The organism is Micromonospora sp. CNZ286 (assembly GCF_014207755.1).
Genome location: NZ_JACHIZ010000001.1, coordinates 3,352,428 through 3,366,802, shown reverse-complemented (window position 1 = coordinate 3,366,802; position 14,375 = coordinate 3,352,428). Strand labels below are relative to the sequence as shown.

The following is a 14,375-nucleotide window of genomic DNA, read 5'->3' as shown; positions in this document are numbered from 1 at the left end:
GATCCATGTCGAGCCCCGCCGAGCGGTACGCCGCGGCGCGCCGCCGGGCCGCGCAGGCCTCCACCTTCCCGGCCCTGGACGAATTCTCACTGGATCTCGGGTTCGATCTCGACGACTTCCAGCGCGAGGCGTGCGAGGCGCTGGAGCGGGGCAGCGGTGTGCTCGTCTGCGCGCCCACCGGCGCCGGCAAGACCGTGGTGGGTGAGTTCGCGGTGCACCTGGCGCTGCGGGGCCGGCCCGGCGGCGACGCCCCCGCGACCCGGCGCAAGTGCTTCTACACCACGCCGATCAAGGCGCTGTCCAACCAGAAGTACCACGACCTGGTGGACCGCTACGGCGCCGAGCAGGTCGGCCTGCTCACCGGCGACAACGCGATCAACGGCGACGCGCCGGTGGTGGTGATGACCACCGAGGTGCTGCGCAACATGCTCTACGCCGGCTCGGCCACCCTCGAAGGCCTGGCGTACGTGGTGATGGACGAGGTCCACTACCTGGCCGACCGGTTCCGCGGCGGGGTCTGGGAAGAGGTGATCATCCACCTGCCCGAGTCGGTCACGCTCGTGTCGCTGTCGGCCACCGTCTCCAACGCCGAGGAGTTCGCCGACTGGCTGGTCACCGTACGCGGAGAGACCGCCGTGGTGGTCTCCGAGCACCGGCCGGTGCCGCTGTGGCAGCACATGCTCGTCGGCAAGCGGATGTTCGACCTGTTCCACGACGCCGACGCGGCCCGCAAGCACGACGTGCACCCCGAGCTGCTGCGCTACACCCGCGACACGATGCGCCGTCTGGAGCTGGGCGAGGGCCGCAGTGCCGGCCCCGGGGGCGGGCGGCGCGGCCCTCGCTGGCGGGGCCCGATGCGCCCGGACATCGTCGACCGGCTCGACCGGGAGGGGCTGCTCCCGGCCATCCTGTTCATCTTCAGCCGGGCCGGCTGCGACGCCGCCGTGCAGCAGTGCCTCGCCGCCGGGCTGCGCCTGACCTCCCCGGACGAACGCGCCGAGATCCGCCGGGTGGTCGAGTCGCGGGTCACCGCCATCCCCGGCGAGGACCTGTCGGTGCTCGGCTACTGGGAGTGGCTCGACGGCCTGGAGCGCGGCCTGGCCGCGCACCACGCCGGCATGCTCCCGGCGTTCAAGGAGGTCGTCGAGGAGCTGTTCGTCCGCGGGCTGGTCAAGGCCGTCTTCGCCACCGAGACGCTCGCGCTGGGCATCAACATGCCGGCCCGCTGCGTGGTGCTGGAGCGTCTGGTGAAGTTCAACGGAGAGGCCCACGTCGACCTCACCCCCGGCGAGTACACCCAGCTCACCGGCCGGGCCGGCCGCCGGGGCATCGACGTGGAGGGCCACGCGGTGGTCGTCTGGTCGCCGGAGACCGACCCCCGGCACGTCGCCGGGCTCGCCTCCACCCGCACCTACCCGCTGCGTTCCAGCTTCCGGCCGTCGTACAACATGGCCGTCAACCTGGTCGGCAGCGTCGGCGCGGCGCCGGCCCGGGAGCTCCTGGAGTCCTCGTTCGCGCAGTTCCAGGCCGACCGGTCGGTGGTCGGCCTGGCCCGGCAGGTGCAGCGCAACACCGAGACCATCGACGCGTACGGCGTGGAGGCGGCCTGCCACCACGGCGACTTCGACGAGTACTTCGCGCTGCGGGTGGCCATCGCCGACCGGGAACGGGCCATCGCCCGGCAGGGGCAGACCCAGCGCAAGGCGGCGGCCGTCGCCTCGCTGGAGCGGCTGCGGGTCGGTGACGTGATCCGGGTGCCGTCCGGGCGGCGGGCCGGCCTGGCGGTGGTGCTGGACCCGGCCACCGGCGGGTTCGGCGAGCCCCGGCCGCTGGTCCTCACCCAGGACCGCTGGGCCGGGCGGGTCACCCCTGGTGATTTCACCACCCCGGCCGAGGTGCTCACCCGCATCCGGGTGCCGAAGCACTTCAACCACCGCTCGCCCGCGGCCCGGCGGGATCTGGCCGCCGCGGTCAGCGGCACCGGCCTGGACCGGCACGGCGGCCGCCGGGGCGGCCGGTCCCGTCAGGCGGTGGGCGAGGACCACCGGCTCAGCCAGCTCCGCGTGGAGCTGCGCGCGCACCCGTGTCACGCCTGCCCGGACCGGGAGGAGCACGCCCGCTGGGCGGAGCGGCGGCGCCGGCTGGAACGCGACACCGAGGAGCTGCGTCAGCGGGTGTCCGGGCGGACCGGCTCGCTGGCCCGTACCTTCGACCGGATCGTCGCGTTGCTGACGGCGCGCGGCTACCTGGCCGCCGACGGCGAGGTCACCGACGCCGGGCGGATGCTGGCCCGGATCTGGACCGAGGCGGACCTGCTGGTGGCCGAGTGCCTGCGCCGCCGGGTGTGGGACGGCCTGTCCCCGGCCGAGCTGGCCGCCGCCGTGTCGGTGGTGGTCTTCGAGGCCCGGCGGGACGTCGACGAGCGGGCGTCGCTGCCGCGCGGCGCGGTGGCCGACGCGGTCGACGAGACGCTCAAGCTGTGGGGCGACATCGAAGCGGACGAGGCGGCGCGCGGCCTGGCCGTGACCCGGGAGCCGGATCTCGGCTTCGCCTGGCCGATCTACCGGTGGGCGCGCGGCGAGGCGCTGGCGAAGGTGCTGGCCAGCGGCCACCAGATCGACGGGGAGATGCCGGCGGGCGACTTCGTCCGCTGGGCGCGCCAGGTGGTCGACCTGCTCGGGCAGGTCGCCGACTCGGGTGGCGCCTCGGCCGAGCTGCGCGGCACCGCCCGGCAGGCCATCGCGGCGGTCAACCGGGGCGTGCTGGCCTACCACGCCTCCGCCTAACGGTCACTTTCGGTCATCGGTTTCCGGAAACCGACGCACCGCTGCGTCACGGCGCTGCCACCCCACGAATTGTCGGGGGGCCGATGTGCGCCCTGGTCAGGGCCTATCCCATCATTGCCTGGGGCGCCGTGGGTCGCGCTCGGCCGATGGTGAGGGAAGGGCGTCGTGGGCGAGATCAATCACTTTGAGTACGGGTGGATCACACCCGCGCTCAGCTACGCGTTGTCCGTGCTCGGCTCGGCGCTCGGGCTGGTCTGCGCCGGGCGGATCCGGACCGCCACCAGTGCCGGTCAGCGCGCCTGGTGGGGCCTGCTCGCCGCGTGGGCGCTGGGCGGCACAGCCATCTGGGCCATGCACTTCATGGCGATGCTCGGCTTCGCCGTCGGCGGCACCCGGATCCGCTACGACGTGCCGCTGACGGCCGCCAGCACGGCGATCGCGGTGGCGTCGGTCGGCATCGGGCTGGCGATCGTGGGCACCGGCCGGCTCGCCGCGCCCCGGCTGCTCGCCGGCGGGTTCTTCACCGGCGCCGGGGTGGCCGCCATGCACTACACCGGCATGGCCGCCATGCGCCTGGACGGCTCACTCGGCTACGACCCGCTGCGGGTGACGCTGTCGGTGGTCATCGCGATCGTGGCCGCCACCGTGGCGCTCTGGCTGGCGATGACCGTCCGGCGCGCGCTCGCCATCGCCGCCTCGGCGCTGGTCATGGGCATCGCGGTCAACGGAATGCACTTCACCGGCATGAGCGCGCTGTCGGTGCACCTGCACGAGAGCCGCGGCCCGGCATCCGGCACCGAGGTGAGCGGTCTGCTGGTGCCGATCGTGCTGGCAGTGGTCTTCGGCGTGGTCGGGCTCGTCTACGCGCTGCTCGCCGCGCCGTCGGACGACGACCGGGCCGGGGCCGCGTACGTCAGCTCGCGGCTCGACGAGGCGCCGTACGCGGCCGCCGCCGCCGAGCCCGCGCCGGACCCGGTCGGCCTGCGCGCCCGCTCGACGCTGGCGCAGCCCGGCGCCCAGTTCCCGACCCGCCGGAGCACCGACCGCCCCTCGTGATCAACTGATCACGATCGGTCGCCCGCCAGCGCGTCGACCAAGCGTCGGCACGAGCCGGCCAGGTTCCAGCGCTGCGCCAGCTCCAGCAGCCGGTCCGGGTCGGCGGGAGACGTCGGCAGTGCCGGGTCCAGCTCGGGCAGCGGCACGTCGGTGGCGACCCGGACCACCTTCGGCGCCACGGCCAGGTAGTCGCGGGCGGCGTCGAGCTTGGCCCGCAGCCCCGGCGCGAAACCGGAGCGGGGGTCGTCCAGCGCGGCCAGGATGCCGTCCAGCCCGCCGTAGCGGTCGATCAGCCGGGCGGCCGTCTTCTCGCCGACGCCGGCGACGCCGGGAAGCCCGTCGCTGGGGTCGCCGCGCAGCGCCGCGAAGTCGGCGTACCGGTCGGCCGGCACGCCGTAGCGGGTGCGGACCGCCGCGTCGTCGCAGTCGTCCAGCTTGGCCACGCCCCGGCCGACGTAGAGCAGGCGCACCGGGTGCGCGTCGTCGACGAGCTGGAACAGATCGCGGTCTCCGGAGACCACCTCGACCGGGCCCGGCTGGGTCACCGCGAGCGTGCCGAGCACGTCGTCGGCCTCGTAGCCGGTGGCGCCCACGGCGGGGATGCCGAGCGCGTCCAGCACCTCCAGGATCATCGGCACCTGCGGGGACAGCGTGTCCGGCACGACCTCGCCGCCCTCGGGCGCGACCCGGTGCGCCTTGTACGACGGCAGCAGCTCCACCCGCCACGCCGGCCGCCAGTCGTGGTCGAACGCGCAGATCATCCGGTCGGGCCGGCGGGTGCGCACGAGCTGGGCGAGCATGTCGAGGAAGCCGCGCACGGCGTTCACCGGCTGGCCGTCGCCGGTCTTCGCGGCGGACTCGGGGATGCCGAAGTAGGCGCGGAAGTAGAGGCTGGGGGAGTCGATCAGGAGGATCGGCTGTCGGTGTGCCACGGAGACAAGCCTTCCACAGCCCTGTGACGGGATGGGGGAGGCGACCGCCGGACCGGAAACCCGGGCGCGCGACGGGCGTCCGATGCACAGACTGGCGGGGTGAGCTTCGTACCCGGCCTGATCCTGGCCCGCCGGTTCCACGACGAGGTGGTGGGTCCGCTGCTGGCGCGGCGGCTGCCCGGCCTGCCGTACTCCGCCGGGCTGCTCGACGGCGGCTCCGAGCTGCTCGGCCTCGACACGCCCCGTTCCACCGACCACGACTGGGGTCCGCGTACCCGGGTCTTCGTGGGGAAGGCGCACGACGTCGCGCCGGTACGGGCGGTGCTGGACGCGGAGTTGCCGGCGCGGTTCCTCGGCTGGCCGACCCGGTACGCGGGCGGGCCGTCGGCGCGGCTGGGCACGGTCCGCGCCGACGGCGACCGGCACGGCGTCACGGTGGACGAACTCGGGGGATGGCTGCGGGAGCGGCTCGGCGCCGACCCGCGCGCCGGACTGACGGCGGCGGACTGGCTGGCGACGCCGACGCAGCGGCTGGCCGAGCTGACCGGGGGAGCGGTGTTCCACGACGGGCTCGACGGCGCGCTCACCGGCGTCCGGGCCCGGCTCGCCTGGTATCCGGACGACGTGTGGCGGTACGTGCTCGCCTCCGGGTGGCAGCGGGTCGCGCAGGCCGAGCACCTGGCCGGCCGGTGCGCCGAGGTCGGCGACGACCTGGGCAGCCGGGTCGTGGTCGCCGGTCTGGCCCGGGATCTGATGCGCCTCGGCCTGCTGCTGCACCGCCGCTGGCCCCCGTACGCGAAATGGCTCGGCACGGTCTTCGCGACGCTGCCGGACGCGGCGCCGGTGGTGGACGGGCTCGCCGCCGCGCTCGGCCCGGGTGACTGGGCGGCCCGCGAGCCCGGCCTGGTCCGGGCGCTGGAGACGGTGGCCGGCTGGACCAACGACGCCGCGCCGGCGCCGCCGGTGGACCCGGCCGCCCGGCCGTTCCACGATCGGCCGTTCCTGGTGCTGCACGCCTGCCGGTTCGTCGAGACGCTGCGTGCCGCCATCACCGACCCGGAGCTGCGCGACCGCCCGCCGGTGGGCGCTGTGGACCAGTACGTGGACAGCGTGGACGTGCTCACCCACGCCGACCGCGCCCGCCGGGTGGCCGCCGCGGTTGTCGGCCCGCCGGTGGGGGCCTAGACTCCGATTCGAGTCGCATCGATCCGCGACTGTCTATCTCGTCTCCGAGGGTCCGGGCCGCCCGTCGCAGGCGCCTCGCCGGCGAGAACGCCGCGACACGCGGCGTTCCCACCACCGAGGAGAACAGCATGCTGTCCAAAAGGAGCGGACTCCGGCTGCTCGGCGCGGCGCTGGCCGCCGCCGGGCTCGCCGTCGGGGCGGCGCTCGCCGTCCCGGGGCCGGCCTCGGCCGCCGCGCTGACCGAGGTGACGAACTTCGGCGCCAACCCGAGCAACCTGCGCATGTACCTGTACGTCCCGGACACCGTCGCGGCCCGTCCCGGGCTGCTCGTGGTGAACCACTACTGCACCGGCAGCGGCCCGGCCATGTACTCCGGCACCCAGTTCGCGTCGCTCGCCGACCGGTACGGCTACATCGTGGTCTACCCGTCGGTGACCCGCAGCAGCAAGTGCTTCGACGTCTCCTCGCCGCAGGCGCTGCGCCGCGACGGCGGCAGCGACCCGGTGGGCATCAAGTCGATGGTGGACCACGTGCGGCAGCGCTACCCGGTCGACTCGCAGCGGATCTTCACCACCGGCACCTCGTCCGGCGCGATGATGACTAACGTGCTGCTCGGCGACTACCCGGACGTGTTCCGGGCCGGCGCCGCGTTCGCCGGTGTGCCGTTCGGCTGCTTCGCCACCACCAACGGCTCGGAGTGGAACAGCGAGTGCGCCAACGGCCAGGTGCTGAAGACCCCGCAGCAGTGGGGTGACCTGGTGCGCAACGCGTACCCGGGTTACACCGGCCCGCGTCCGCGGATGCAGATCTGGCACGGCACCAACGACGAGACGCTGCGCTACCCGAACTTCGGCGAGCAGATCGACCAGTGGACGAACGTGAACGGGCTGGGCCAGACGCCCGCGTACACGGACAGTCCGCAGGCCGGCTACACCCGTACCCGCTACGGCGGCACCGGCGGCACCGCGACCGTCGAGGCGATCAGCATGCAGGGCGTCTCGCACAACCTGCCGGTGGACGCGGCGCAGGCGATCCGTTTCTTCGGCCTGGACTCCACCACGCCGCCGCCGACCACCGCGCCGCCGACGACGCCCCCGCCCACCACGCCCCCGCCCACGACGCCTCCGCCCACCACGGCGCCGCCGACCACGCCGCCGCCGTCGGGGGCCTGCCGGGTCGGGTACGTGGTGAACGCCTGGAACAACGGCCTGACCGCCGCGGTGACCATCACCAACACGTCCACCACGGCGATCAACGGCTGGAACCTCGCGTTCACGCTGCCGGGCGGTCAGACGATCACCGGAGGCTGGAACGCCACGTACAGCCCGTCCAGCGGAGCGGTGACGGCCCGCAACGTGTCCTACAACGCGTCGATCCCACCGGGCGGTTCGGTGGACATCGGCTTCCAGGCCACCCACACCGGCAACACCGGTAGGCCCGCCTCGTTCGCGCTCAACGGGAGCACCTGCACGACCGCCTGATCCGTCCCCGCTCGCACGGCGGGTGGCGGCGTCCCGGACACGGTGACGCCGCCGCCCCGCCGGGCATGGGCGCCGCCCCGGCGGGTACCCGTGCCGGACGGACACCGGCGGGAACCGAAGGAGCGGATATGAAGGTCCGAAGCTCCCTGCGCGGGCTCAAGCGCAAGGCCGACTCGATAGTGGTCCGGCGCCGGGGCAGGCTGTTCGTCCTCAACAAGGCCGACCGGCGGCAGAAGGCCCGGCAGGGCTGAGCCCGTCGTCGCCGCGCGACCCGCTCAGGGAGTCCGAGACGCAGGTGTGGGACGCGACGTCGCGACGGCGGCGGCCGGCACGTCGTCCACCTCGGCGCGCCCGGTCAGGCGGGCGAGCGCGGAGGCGGCCAGCGGCCGGTAGATCCGTACCGAGTCGGCGAGCGCGGAGAAGTGCGAGCCCGAGTTGTCGCCGTGGTAGCGGGTGACGATCTCCACCTGCTCGACCGGCAGCCCGGCGCGGACCAGCCGCAGCAGCACCGTCATCTCGTACTCGAAGCGGTCACCGGGGACCGTGGTGAGCCAGCCGAGCAGCGCGGCCGGGTAGGCGCGCAGCCCGGTCTGGGTGTCGCGCACGTCCCGGCCGGTCGCCAGGCGGAACGCCACCCGGGTCGCCGCGTTGCCGAACCGGCTGCGCGCCGGGACCTCGCCGTCGAACCCGCGTACGCCGAGCGTCGGCGCTCCGGTGGCGCGCATCCGGTCCGCCACGGCGCACACGTCGGGCACACAGTGCTGGCCGTCGGCGTCCACACAGATCACGTCGCGTCCCGGGTGGTGCGTCGAGGCGTACCGGAAGCCGGTGCGCAGCACCACGCCCTTGCCCCGGTTGACCCGGCGGCGCAGCACGGTCGCGCCCCGGGCGCGGGCCGCGTCCAGCACCTCGGCGGCGGCCGGGCCGCTGCCGTCGTCGACGACGAGCACGTCCGCCCCGGGCAGGGCGTCCCGCAGGTCGCCGACCAGCGGCGGCAGACGGTCACCCGGTCGGTACACCGGCACGAGCACGATCACGGAACCTCCCGGGTGGACTCGCCCGCCGGCACGGCCCGCCGGGTCGATCGAGGACGCTCGTACCCCGGGCCCGCCCCGGTGAATCACCGCCGGGGCGTGAGGCGTCCGATCCGGTCGGCGGCGCGGGCCAGCGCGCGCTCGCGGCGCAGCGACGCCTCCGGGGTACGCACACCGAGGAAGCCGATCCGGCTGAACGCCCGGGCGGCCCGCTCCCGCCGGACGGGCACCGGGTCGGGCGCGGTCACCGGCACGTCGGCCAGCGCCGGGCCGGACAGGCCGAGCACGCGCGCGGCGAGCAGCCGGACGCGGGGCAGGTGCCACGGGTGGGAGACCAGCCCGAGCGGGCGCTGCGCGGTGAACTCCGCCGCGTCGAGCAGCCCGTCCTGGACGGTGTGCGCCAGGTTCTGCACAGTGGTGCGGGAGCGGGTCTCGGCCGCCGACGAGGCGTACGCGTCGAGTCCCGCCTCGCGCGCCAGCGCCCGCATCAGCTCCGCCTCCCGGTATCCGGCGGGCGGGCCGGGCGCGCCGGCCGGGCCGTGCGGCCAGCCGCCGGTGAACACCACCCGGGCGTCCGGCGCGCGGCGGAACGCCTCGGCGTGCGCGCGGACGTAGGCCACCGCGGCCTCGGTGCGCGCCACGCTCTCCGCGGTGAGCCGGTAGCCGTCGTCCCCGGCCACCACCCCACGGCCGAAGACCAGCAGCACGGTGGCGGGAGACGTCATCCCTTCACGGTACGGCGCGGATCACTCGTCGTCCGGCGGCCAGGGTGGCGTGCCGACACCGGTGATGCGGACGCCGCCCCACGGGTCCACCTCGGCCAGCCGGGCCCGGGCGACCCGTTCGCCGATCCGGACCTCCACGTCGCGGCGGCCGGAGCGCAGCAGCCGGACCAGGCGCGGTTCCGGCTCGACCCGTCCGGCCCAGTGGTAGCGGCCGTCGACCGGCTCGAACCGCCCGCTGCCGTGCAACCGGACCGTGGTGCCGGCGATCTGGGCCGTGCCCTCCCAGGTCACCTGTCGATCCGTTCGTGCGCGCGGGTCAGCTCCGGTGGCAGGTCCGCGCCCCGGCGGACCCCCTCGATGCCGCTCCACAGCAGCGTGGTCAGGTATTCGGTGAGCGCGGCCCGGTGGATCGGCTGCCCGTGCGTGGTCCACCAGTCGCCGACCGCCTGCACGAACCCGACCAGCCCGTACGCCCACGGCTCGGCCGGGCCGGCGTCGAGGCCGAGCGCGCGCAGCCGGTCGCCGATGACCCGGGCCAGCCCGGTCGCGACCTGGCGGCTGGTGCCTGTCACCACCTGCTGGATGCCGGGATGCCCGGACTCGTGCACGAGGAACCGGTACAGCGACGGCTCGTACTCGACCACGCTCAGGTACGCGTCGATGGTCGCCTCGACCAGCGCGCGCTCCTCGCGTACCTGCTCCACGGCTGGGGCGATCGCGGCGACCACGCGCTCCGCGACCACCTCGCTGACCGCCAGCCAGAGTTGCGCCTTGTCGGCGAAGTAGCGGTAGAGCACCGGCTTGCTGACCCCGGCGGTGGCGGCGACCTGGTCCATGTCGACGCTCGGGCCGTGCTGCAGCAGTGCCTGCACGGCGGCGGCGATCAGTTCCTGCCGCCGCTGTTCGCGGTGGTCGGCCCAGCGGTCGCGCCGCCCGCCGGAACGGGGTGCGGCCGGCTCCGGGGGAGTGTCGGGGCCATTGACATCGGTGGTGGTCCGTCGCATGCTACCACTCGTAACAGTTACTCGAAGTTACGTCAATATGGAGGGGTCATGGCCGGATTCCCGCGCGAGGCGGTCGCCGACCGCCTGCTCTCCGCCTCGGTACGCACCAGCTACGACCCGGTGGTCGACATCGACTGGTCGGCGCCACCGGTGCCCGGCGCGTACTGGCTGCCGCCCACGCGCAGCAGCCTCTACGGCACTCCACTGTGGGACGCCATGACCGAGGACCAGCGGGTCGAGCTGACCAAGCACGAGGTCGCCAGCGCGGCCAGCGCCGGGATCTGGTTCGAGACGATCCTCATGCAGATGCTGATCCGGCACTACTACGACGCCGACCCGACCAGCCGGCACGCCCAGTACGCGCTCACCGAGGTCGCCGACGAGTGCCGGCACTCCATCATGTTCGGCCGGCTCATCGAGGCCGCCGGCGCGCCGGTCTACCGGGCCGAGCCATTCGACCACCTGCTCGGGCGCTGGCTCAAGTCCACGGCGACCGGCCCGCAGATGTACGCGGCCATCCTGATCGCCGAGGAGATCCTCGACTCGTTCCAGCGCGAGATCATGGCCGACGAGTCGTTGCAGCCGCTGATCCGGATGGTGTCGCGCATCCACGTGGTGGAGGAGGCCCGGCACGTGCGCTTCGCCCGCGACGAGCTGACCCGGCAGGTCGAGGCCGCCGGGCCGGTCGCGCTCGCGTACGCGCGGCTGGTGATCGGCCGGGCCGCGTACTCGATCACGCGGCGCCTGGTGCACCCGCGAGCGTACGCGGCGGTCGGGATCGACCCGGCGGCCGGCCGGGCCGCGGCGCGGGCCAACCCGCACTGGCGGGCCACGCTGCGCTGGTCCGCGCAGCGGATCGCCGACCACCTGACCGAACTGGGCCTGGTCGCCGGGCCGGGCCGGGCGCTGTGGCGCCGGGCCGGGCTGGTGGAGGGCTGACCGGCGGCGACCCGAAGGGGAAAGGATCGCCGCCGGCCGCCCGGTCAGGAGGTGGGGAAGTTGTCGGCGGTACGGATGCGCTCGCGCATGAACGCGCCGGACTCGGTGAGCACCGACGTCCCGCCGAACGAGCCGGACGCGCAGGTGCCCGGCCGGAGCGCCGCCGAGCCCTCGGGAGCGTCGGAGAGCGTCCAGTTCGCGTAGCTGATCTTCAACCGGTCGAGCAGGTCGAGCCAGGCGTTGCTGCTGGCGGTGTCGACAGCGCCGTCACCGGTGTAGGTGACAGTGCCGAACTCGGTGACGAACAGCGGGAGCCGGCTCGCCGCCCGCTGCACCTCGTTGCGGTAGTTGTCCTTGTGCGACGCGGCGTAGAAGTGGAACGTGTACATGATGTTCTGCGCCCGCACCGGGTTGTTCACGATCTCGTCGGAGTTGCCGCCCTCGGAGACACCCAGCGAGGACCAGCCCCGGGTGCCGACGATGACCACCGCGTCCGGGTCGTTGGCCCGGATCACCGGGATGACCTGCTCGGCGTAGTTGCGGATGGTCGACCAGCTCACCCCGTTGGGCTCGTTGGTGATCTCGTAGATCACGTTCTTCTTCGCGGCGTTGCGCGCGGACACGTTGGCGAAGAACGTCTTTGCCCGGTCCAGGTTGTACATCGGGTCACCGGGCGTCAGCGTGTGGAAGTCGATGAGCGCGTACATGCCCCGGGCCTCGGCCTTGTCCACGAGCGTGTTCACCTGGTTGGTGAAGCCGGCCGGGTTGGTCTCGTAGCCCTGCTCCTGCACGTACATGGAGATGCGCAGCAGGTCGGACCGCCACTCGTTCGCGAGCACGTCGAGCGAGGCGTCGGTGTAGCAGTTGGCGAACCACTGCAACCCGTGCGTGCTCATGCCGCGCAGCTGGATCGGCCGCCCGTACTGGTTGCAGAGGTTGACGCCGCACACCTGGAGCTGGCCGTTGATCGCCACCGGCGTGGTGCCGGTCGGCGGCGGGGTGGTGGGTGGCGGGGTGGTGGGCGGGGGAGTGGTCGGCGGCGGCGGGGTGCTCGGCGGGGGCGTGCTGGGCGGCGGGGTGCTCGTGCCGCCGGTGCAGACCGTGCCGTTGAGCGTGAACGACGTGGGGCTCGGGTTCGACCCGGTCCACGAGCCGTTGAAGCCGATCGTGGTGCTCGCGCCGGTGCCGAGCGCGCCGTTGTAGTCCAGGCTGCGCGTGGTGACCGCCGAGCCGCTCTGCTGCCAGGTGGCCGACCAGCCCTGGACCACTCGCTGGCCGCCGTCGGGGAAGGTGAAGCCCAGCGTCCAGTTGCTCACCGGGTCGCCGAGGTTGCGCACCGCCACTGTCGCGGTGAAGCCGCCTTGCCAGGAGTTGGTGGTGTAGGTGACGGCACAGCCGGTCGCCGCCATCGCGTCCGGCGAGGGCAGGACGGCCGTCGCCGCCAGGGCGAGCGCGCCGACCGCGCCGCCGACGAGCAGGTGCCGCCGGGACGGGCGGGGAATCGAGAACATGCGGGAAGGTCCCATCGTCTGGATGGTGAACGGACGGTGCCCGTCGTGAACCTGCCCGGAAAGCCCGACGCGGCGGCCTGGGGGAGCGCTCCCACGGCCGAGCGTAGAGGTGGATGCCGATGCGTGCAACAGCCGCCGCTCAGCGGCCGCCGCGCCGCCCGCCGTAGAGCCGCAGCGCGTTGCAGACGTCGAACACACCCGGCACGTCCCAGGCCAGCTCAGCGGCGACCAGGCGCGTCTCCGGGTCGGCCACCAGGCCGGCGAGGATGACCACGCGGTTCTGCACGGTCACTGTGATCTGCTGCCGGCGGGTGGTCCAGTCGGCGCTGAGTCGCTGCGCGACGAGCGACGCGAGCCGGGTGTCCGCGTCGTCGGGCTCCGGTCCGCCGCCGGTGTACGGGAACTCGGGGTACGGCCAGGGCATCACCACGGGGAGGGCTCCTTCTGTTCGGTCAGGACCGGTTGCCGGGTTGCGGGGCCCGGCGCCGGGACGCGGCCGTCGACGACTGTGAAGACGCCGTCGAGCCGCATGGTGTGCAGCACGGTGAGCACGAACCGCGACGGGGACAGCAGGCACAGCCGGCGGCCGTCGCGCCGGGCGTCCTGGTGTGCGCGCACCAGCAGGCTGAGCCCGGCGGAGTCGATCACCTCCAGGCCGGACAGGTCGACCAGCTCCATGTCGTCGCGGAGGGAACGCTCGTCGAGAGCGCGGCGGACCGCCGTGGCCGGGTCGAGGTCGTGGGCGGCCGGGGTGCCGGCGACCTGTTCCAGCTCGTCCAGGCCCAGACCGTCGTCGGCGATGGCCGCCCGGGCGCTGCACCGGGGGCAGTGATGCGGTCCGGACGCGAACGGCGAGCCGACCCAGTCGTGCTCGAACACGAGCGTCCACACCACCTCGGCGTCGGGCAGCGTGGCTCCGGTGCCGGTGACGCTGTCGCCGCAGGCGTCGCAGATGAGCATCATGAGGTGGTCCGCGGGAACGACGGTCACACCTCCTCCTTCCGCCGGCCGCCCGTACCGGGCGGCGTCTGCCCCTCCGCCTCCGGCCGGCCCGCGGCGACCACCGCCAGCACGACCGCCACGGCGGCGAAGCCGGTCTGCACCATCAGCGGCAGCACGGGCGATCCGTCGGTGCGGTGGTCCACCAGCCCGACCACGATCGCGCCGAGCAGCGCGGACGCCACGCCGAGCGCGAGTGTCAGCCACACCGGGACGGCCTTGCGCCCCGGCAGGACGAGGCGTCCCAGCCCGCCGACGGCCAGACCCACCACGAGCGCTCCGACGAGCGTGCTGCCGGTCACCACTCCTCCTCAGCGTGATGCGGACGCGACCCGGGCCCGGCCGCGCGCGGCCGGACGGGGCGTGTCGACGACGGGTACGGCGCCGAGCCCGGAGTTCTCCAGGATGCGCCGGATCCGCGGATGTGGATTGCTCAGCGTGAGCAGGCCGCCCTGCCGCGCCAGCCGGCGGTGCACGTCCAGCAGCAGCGCGACGGCGGCGGCGTCCACATGCCGGCACCCGGCGAGGTCGATCGTCAGCTCGCGGGGCCGTAGCGCGAGGATGCGGTCCAGCACGTGGGCGACCTCGGGCAGCCCGGCGAGGTCCAGCTCGTCGGTGATGTCCACGCGCACGTGCGGCACGGCGGACTCCGGCGGGGACGGCAGGCTGGCAGGCATCTGGTCGCTTCCGTGGTGGGATCGGGTCAGACCCCACTCTGCGCAG

Annotated in this window: 16 protein-coding genes; 6 read left to right on the top strand and 10 right to left on the bottom strand. The window is 74.1% G+C overall.

The window, feature by feature from the left end; translation table 11 throughout:
- The first annotated feature begins 5 nt into the window (after positions 1–5).
- The gene (locus tag FHX31_RS15260; protein WP_184976599.1) at positions 6–2,786 is read left to right on the top strand and encodes a DEAD/DEAH box helicase; all 2,781 of its coding nucleotides are present in this window, start codon (positions 6–8) and stop codon (positions 2,784–2,786) included.
- Positions 2,787–2,951: 165 nt separating this feature from the next.
- A complete protein-coding gene (locus tag FHX31_RS15255) occupies positions 2,952–3,842 on the top strand; it encodes an MHYT domain-containing protein (RefSeq protein ID WP_013476939.1) in 891 nt (296 codons plus the stop codon).
- Between the two features lie 8 nt (positions 3,843–3,850).
- Here the strand turns inward: FHX31_RS15255 and FHX31_RS15250 are convergent, their stop codons facing one another.
- The gene (locus tag FHX31_RS15250) at positions 3,851–4,774 is read right to left on the bottom strand and encodes a 5'-3' exonuclease (RefSeq protein WP_013286128.1); all 924 of its coding nucleotides are present in this window, start codon (positions 4,772–4,774) and stop codon (positions 3,851–3,853) included.
- Between the two features lie 99 nt (positions 4,775–4,873).
- Between FHX31_RS15250 and FHX31_RS15245 the strand changes: the two genes are divergently transcribed.
- From FHX31_RS15245 to FHX31_RS15235, 3 genes are all read left to right on the top strand, one after another.
- Complete coding sequence (locus FHX31_RS15245) at positions 4,874–5,959, top strand: DUF4037 domain-containing protein (RefSeq protein WP_013476938.1); 1,086 nt, start codon at positions 4,874–4,876, stop codon at positions 5,957–5,959.
- Positions 5,960–6,087: 128 nt separating this feature from the next.
- Positions 6,088–7,440 (top strand): extracellular catalytic domain type 1 short-chain-length polyhydroxyalkanoate depolymerase, encoded by a 1,353-nt coding sequence (locus FHX31_RS15240; protein ID WP_013476937.1) that lies wholly within the window; start codon positions 6,088–6,090, stop codon positions 7,438–7,440.
- A gap of 128 nt (positions 7,441–7,568) precedes the next feature.
- On the top strand, positions 7,569–7,691 hold the full coding sequence (locus FHX31_RS15235; RefSeq protein ID WP_013286131.1) for a 50S ribosomal protein L36: 123 nt from the start codon (positions 7,569–7,571) through the stop codon (positions 7,689–7,691).
- A 24-nt stretch (positions 7,692–7,715) separates the two neighbouring features.
- Here the strand turns inward: FHX31_RS15235 and FHX31_RS15230 are convergent, their stop codons facing one another.
- The 4 genes from FHX31_RS15230 to FHX31_RS15215 form a co-directional block, all read right to left on the bottom strand.
- Positions 7,716–8,477 (bottom strand): glycosyltransferase family 2 protein, encoded by a 762-nt coding sequence (locus FHX31_RS15230; protein WP_184976597.1) that lies wholly within the window; start codon positions 8,475–8,477, stop codon positions 7,716–7,718.
- A gap of 83 nt (positions 8,478–8,560) precedes the next feature.
- A complete protein-coding gene (locus FHX31_RS15225) occupies positions 8,561–9,199 on the bottom strand; it encodes a YdcF family protein (RefSeq protein ID WP_013286133.1) in 639 nt (212 codons plus the stop codon).
- A 21-nt stretch (positions 9,200–9,220) separates the two neighbouring features.
- Positions 9,221–9,490 (bottom strand): DUF4873 domain-containing protein, encoded by a 270-nt coding sequence (locus tag FHX31_RS15220; protein ID WP_184976595.1) that lies wholly within the window; start codon positions 9,488–9,490, stop codon positions 9,221–9,223.
- Positions 9,487–10,203 carry a TetR family transcriptional regulator gene (locus FHX31_RS15215; protein ID WP_013476934.1) on the bottom strand — a complete coding sequence of 239 codons (717 nt, stop codon included), beginning with the start codon at positions 10,201–10,203 and terminating at the stop codon, positions 9,487–9,489. Before FHX31_RS15215 ends, FHX31_RS15220 begins: the two co-directional genes overlap by 4 nt.
- A gap of 48 nt (positions 10,204–10,251) precedes the next feature.
- Here FHX31_RS15215 and FHX31_RS15210 point away from each other — a divergent pair, with 48 nt between their 5' ends.
- Positions 10,252–11,142, top strand: coding sequence for an AurF N-oxygenase family protein (locus FHX31_RS15210; protein WP_184976593.1), 891 nt, complete (start codon positions 10,252–10,254; stop codon positions 11,140–11,142).
- Positions 11,143–11,186: 44 nt separating this feature from the next.
- On the opposite strand, the gene FHX31_RS15205 is transcribed toward FHX31_RS15210, so the two are convergent.
- The 5 genes from FHX31_RS15205 to FHX31_RS15185 all read right to left on the bottom strand — a co-directional run bounded on the left by FHX31_RS15205 (position 11,187) and on the right by FHX31_RS15185 (position 14,329).
- On the bottom strand, positions 11,187–12,653 hold the full coding sequence (locus FHX31_RS15205; RefSeq protein ID WP_184977794.1) for a cellulase family glycosylhydrolase: 1,467 nt from the start codon (positions 12,651–12,653) through the stop codon (positions 11,187–11,189).
- 139 nt (positions 12,654–12,792) lie between these two features.
- Positions 12,793–13,083: a BON domain-containing protein gene (locus FHX31_RS15200; RefSeq protein ID WP_013476931.1), complete on the bottom strand. Its 291-nt coding sequence runs from the start codon at positions 13,081–13,083 to the stop codon at positions 12,793–12,795.
- Positions 13,077–13,643 (bottom strand): STAS domain-containing protein, encoded by a 567-nt coding sequence (locus FHX31_RS15195; protein WP_013286139.1) that lies wholly within the window; start codon positions 13,641–13,643, stop codon positions 13,077–13,079. Before FHX31_RS15195 ends, FHX31_RS15200 begins: the two co-directional genes overlap by 7 nt.
- Positions 13,640–13,954, bottom strand: a complete 315-nt coding sequence (locus FHX31_RS15190; protein ID WP_013286140.1) for a GlsB/YeaQ/YmgE family stress response membrane protein — start codon at positions 13,952–13,954, stop codon at positions 13,640–13,642. Before FHX31_RS15190 ends, FHX31_RS15195 begins: the two co-directional genes overlap by 4 nt.
- 9 nt (positions 13,955–13,963) lie before the next feature.
- Positions 13,964–14,329 (bottom strand): STAS domain-containing protein, encoded by a 366-nt coding sequence (locus FHX31_RS15185; protein ID WP_013476930.1) that lies wholly within the window; start codon positions 14,327–14,329, stop codon positions 13,964–13,966.
- Positions 14,330–14,375: the final 46 nt, after the last annotated feature.

Bases quoted from the DNA above. Each gene is read 5' to 3' on its own strand.
- FHX31_RS15225 (WP_013286133.1), bottom strand. From the start codon at position 9,199: ATGACGTCTCCCGCCACCGTGCTGCTGGTCTTCGGCCGTGGGGTGGTG.
- FHX31_RS15240 (WP_013476937.1), top strand. From the start codon at position 6,088: ATGCTGTCCAAAAGGAGCGGACTCCGGCTGCTCGGCGCGGCGCTGGCC.
- FHX31_RS15185 (WP_013476930.1), bottom strand. From the start codon at position 14,329: ATGCCTGCCAGCCTGCCGTCCCCGCCGGAGTCCGCCGTGCCGCACGTG.
- FHX31_RS15260 (WP_184976599.1), top strand. From the start codon at position 6: ATGTCGAGCCCCGCCGAGCGGTACGCCGCGGCGCGCCGCCGGGCCGCG.
- FHX31_RS15210 (WP_184976593.1), top strand. From the start codon at position 10,252: ATGGCCGGATTCCCGCGCGAGGCGGTCGCCGACCGCCTGCTCTCCGCC.
- FHX31_RS15215 (WP_013476934.1), bottom strand. From the start codon at position 10,203: ATGCGACGGACCACCACCGATGTCAATGGCCCCGACACTCCCCCGGAG.
- FHX31_RS15235 (WP_013286131.1), top strand. From the start codon at position 7,569: ATGAAGGTCCGAAGCTCCCTGCGCGGGCTCAAGCGCAAGGCCGACTCG.
- FHX31_RS15205 (WP_184977794.1), bottom strand. From the start codon at position 12,653: ATGTTCTCGATTCCCCGCCCGTCCCGGCGGCACCTGCTCGTCGGCGGC.